Annotated in this window: 4 protein-coding genes; 1 reads left to right on the top strand and 3 read right to left on the bottom strand. The window is 63.4% G+C overall.

The window, feature by feature from the left end; translation table 11 throughout:
* On the top strand, nt 1-900 hold a 900-nt coding region (locus EN935_RS27075), incomplete at its 5' end, for an aldehyde dehydrogenase family protein (protein WP_127373802.1).
* A 228-nt stretch (nt 901-1,128) separates the two neighbouring features.
* On the opposite strand, the gene EN935_RS27080 is transcribed toward EN935_RS27075, so the two are convergent.
* The 3 genes from EN935_RS27080 to EN935_RS27090 all read right to left on the bottom strand — a co-directional run.
* The gene (locus tag EN935_RS27080) at nt 1,129-1,995 is read right to left on the bottom strand and encodes a hypothetical protein (protein WP_164771368.1); all 867 of its coding nucleotides are present in this window, start codon (nt 1,993-1,995) and stop codon (nt 1,129-1,131) included.
* Between the two features lie 280 nt (nt 1,996-2,275).
* Nucleotides 2,276-2,545: a hypothetical protein gene (locus EN935_RS27085; RefSeq protein ID WP_245468702.1), complete on the bottom strand. Its 270-nt coding sequence runs from the start codon at nt 2,543-2,545 to the stop codon at nt 2,276-2,278.
* Nucleotides 2,546-2,961: 416 nt separating this feature from the next.
* Nucleotides 2,962-3,485 (bottom strand): SDR family oxidoreductase (locus tag EN935_RS27090; protein ID WP_127373803.1); only part of this gene is annotated, 524 nt, incomplete at its 5' end.

The raw sequence follows: 3,485 nt of genomic DNA on the forward strand, positions 1-3,485 counted from the left end.
CCGCAAGGCCTGGCGCCGGTGCTGATCGGCGACCGCGCCGTCGGCGAGATCCTGGTCGATCACCCCAAGGTGCCGCTGGTTTCGGCCACCGGCTCGACACGCATGGGCCGCGACGTCGGCCCGCGCCTGGCCAAGCGCTTTGCGCGCGCCGTGCTGGAGCTTGGCGGCAACAATGCCGGCATCGTCTGCCCGACAGCCGATCTCGACATGGCGCTGCGCGCCATCGCCTTCGGCGCCATGGGCACGGCGGGACAGCGCTGCACGACGCTGCGTCGCCTGTTCGTGCATGACAGCGTCTATGACGCCCTGGTTCCACGCCTCAAGAAGGCTTACGAAAGCGTGTCGGTCGGCAATCCGCTGGAGACCTCCTCGCTGGTCGGGCCGCTGATCGACAAGGCGGCCTTCGACGCCATGCAGAAGGCACTAAAAGAAGCTGCCACCCATGGCGGCAAGGTGACCGGCGGCACACGGGTCGAGAACGGTCACCCGGATGCCTATTACGTGCATCCAGCGTTGGTCGAAATGCCCAAGCAGGTGGCCCCTGTCACGGAAGAGACCTTCGCGCCGATCCTCTATGTGATGAAATATTCGGATTTCGACGCCGTGCTCGACGAGCACAATGCGGTGGGAGCCGGCCTGTCGTCATCGATATTCACCCGTGACCTGCAGGAATCCGAGCGCTTCCTCGGTGTCGACGGGTCGGACTGCGGCATTGCCAATGTCAACATCGGCACTTCGGGCGCCGAGATCGGCGGTGCCTTTGGCGGCGAAAAAGAAACCGGCGGCGGCCGCGAGAGCGGCTCCGATGCGTGGAAGGCCTATATGCGGCGCGCCACCAACACGGTGAACTATTCCAAGGCGCTGCCGCTCGCCCAGGGCGTCTCGTTCGATATCGACTGAGAACGCCGGAGGTCTGATCGCCCGGCGATCAGGTCGCGCAAGTCGACGGCGCGCAAACCGCCGTGACGCTGGACAGTCTTTCGCGCTTGTCCAGCGTCGGCTTCTCATAGACTTTCTTCATGCAGGTTCCTCTCCGAACAGGTGCCGCGCAAGCAGCGGCAAACCTGTGGGAAACCATATCACGTTTTCGTATCGCCCGCGCGGGGGTGCGAACAGACCCGGCGGCGGTCAATCGCCGGCAGCGGCCGGTGGAAAACAGGCGTTGAAGGCGGCATCGACAATGGCCAGCTTGGCGGCCTGGACGGTCATGTACTCCTGATAGAAGGTGTTCGACACCCACATCACCGAATGACCGCGCGGGCCGAGCCAGCCGATGCTGCCGAGTTCCTCGGCGGCGCGCAGCTTGCGGGCCAGGTGTGTCCGCGAGAGCTTGAGCCATTTGGCGAAATCTCCGATCGAAACCACGCTCGTTGGAATCTGCTCCAGACCGGCATGATCGGGGTCGATGCCCGACATCAGCCAGTCCATGACGATGCCGCCATTGTTGAGCCAGATGAACAGGGAGAATGTCTGGTTGGGCTCGCGCACCGGCTTGGAGGCAAGCAGGCCGTCCGCCACCAGAGGCTGCAGCCTGGCAACCATCTCGGGGTGTTCCAGGAACCTGGCCAAGCGGTCAGCGCCGTCGAGATGGTCCAGCGTCTGCAGATGGGCAAGGACCCAACCGGTAAAAGTCTGCACGGTTGCCGCCGTCGGCTGCAAGGGGTGCGTACGGCCGTCCCCGCCCGACACATACTCGGCAATGTGGTAGTGCAGCATCTCCTTGATGAAGGCGTCCGCCGTGTTGCGGCTGGCCACAGCGTGCCGGTGCACGAACTCGATGAAACGCGATACCGTCAACTCCTTGCGCCGGTCGTTCGGGTCGCGCCTGAAATGCATGGCAAGGCCGACATGGCCCATCAGCCAACGCTGCTGCGTGGCGAAAATGGAAGCCAGCCGCGGGCTCTCTTCATAGATACGGATCAGCGCCAGCGACTGTGCCTGAACATGGCGATGCAGGGCCGGATGGCCGGCAATGTCTTCCAGATTCAGCGCCATCCTCCTCATGTTCCGATTCAACTCCAAACGCGGAGTTGCGTTCCACATTTTTCAGCCTTCCACAGCCGTGTCCAGAGGGTACCAAAGTTGGAGAAGAGGCCTGTCCGATAGCGGCCAGTTCATGGCGCAGCGTGCGAACTGATTGCTACGGCCAGAGCATAGGAGACGTCGCGTCCGCTGTCGCGTCGGCTCAGTAGGTTTTGCCTTCTTCTATATGCTGTCGGAAAACCGGCGCCCCCGGAAATCGCCGGAGGCGCCGTGCGATCATTGTCGGCCTGCGTCAGCCGTTTGGATAATAGCCGCCATCGGCACCGTCGCCGATGTAGAAGCCGCCGCCTGAATCATCCTGCAGTCGCTGATCCAGATTCTCGATCTGGCTGAGCAAACCTTGGTACGCGCCGCCGCCCGTGGCCGAGCGATGGATGCTGTCGGCCCTCATCATCAGATCGTGCTCCTGCTCAGGGGTGATCGCCTTGGCATCCCTTGCCTCGATAATCCCCTGCTTCACGCCCTGCAACTGGTCGAGGACCGCTCTTGGCTCGACAGACATGCCCCTGCGGTTCGACCCTGTGGCGGTGTACCGCGTAAGCACTCGATAGCGGCACCGCCGCCAGTAGCGATGCGATTGCTATGATCCTTGGTGTGAAATTGCGCATGGTCGCGCCTCCCTTCAACGGGAAAAGCGGTATGGATATCGCTTTCCGGACACGGGCCGTCCGCTCCGTCGCGTCGCGATGATCCTTGCCATCGCCGGCGGTTCGTGGCCCGCAATTTCCATATAGGGGTGTTCCAATCCGTTAGACGGCAAGGAACGGAAAGTTGACAGATTGTGATCGCTGAGAGACCCGGCATGTCATGCCGTCTCATTCTCCCTGTTGCAGGCTTTGCGACCATGCGTGCCGCGGCGATGACCGCAGCTATGGTCTTGGCGCCGGTGCCGCCACAGCCCGGCAGCGGGCGTGCTGGCTACATGCGCATCAGCAGGCCGCCGTCGACGGCGAGTTCGATGCCGGTGATGTAACTCGCCGCGTCGGAAAGCAGGAACAGGGCCGCGTTAGCCATGTCCTGCGGCGTGCCGATGCGGCCGAGCGGCGCGTAGCTCGCAACGGCCGAGCGCTTCTCCTCGGTGTCCCAGCGCGCCTGCAACGGGGTTAGCGCCATGCCGGGGCAGATGGCGTTGGAGCGGATGCGCTCACCGGCCAGCTGCATGGCGAGCGATTTCGAGAGCGCGCAGACCCCGGCCTTAGATGCCTGATAGGCGTCCTGCGGGTTGGCGTCGCCGCGATACCACTGGATGGTCGAGAAATGCACCATGGCGCCGCCGCGTCCGCCCGAGCGCATATGCGGGACGACCGAGCGCGCCGTGTGTACGAAGGATTTCAAATTGATCCTGAACACCTCGTCCCAGACGTCGAGATCCATCTCGAGGGCGGACTTGTCGCGACCGAACCACAGCACGCCGGCGACATTGGCGAGATAGTCGATGCCGC

Source organism: Mesorhizobium sp. M7D.F.Ca.US.004.03.1.1, from assembly GCF_003998635.1.
Taxonomy (GTDB): Bacteria; Pseudomonadota; Alphaproteobacteria; order Rhizobiales; family Rhizobiaceae; genus Mesorhizobium; species Mesorhizobium loti.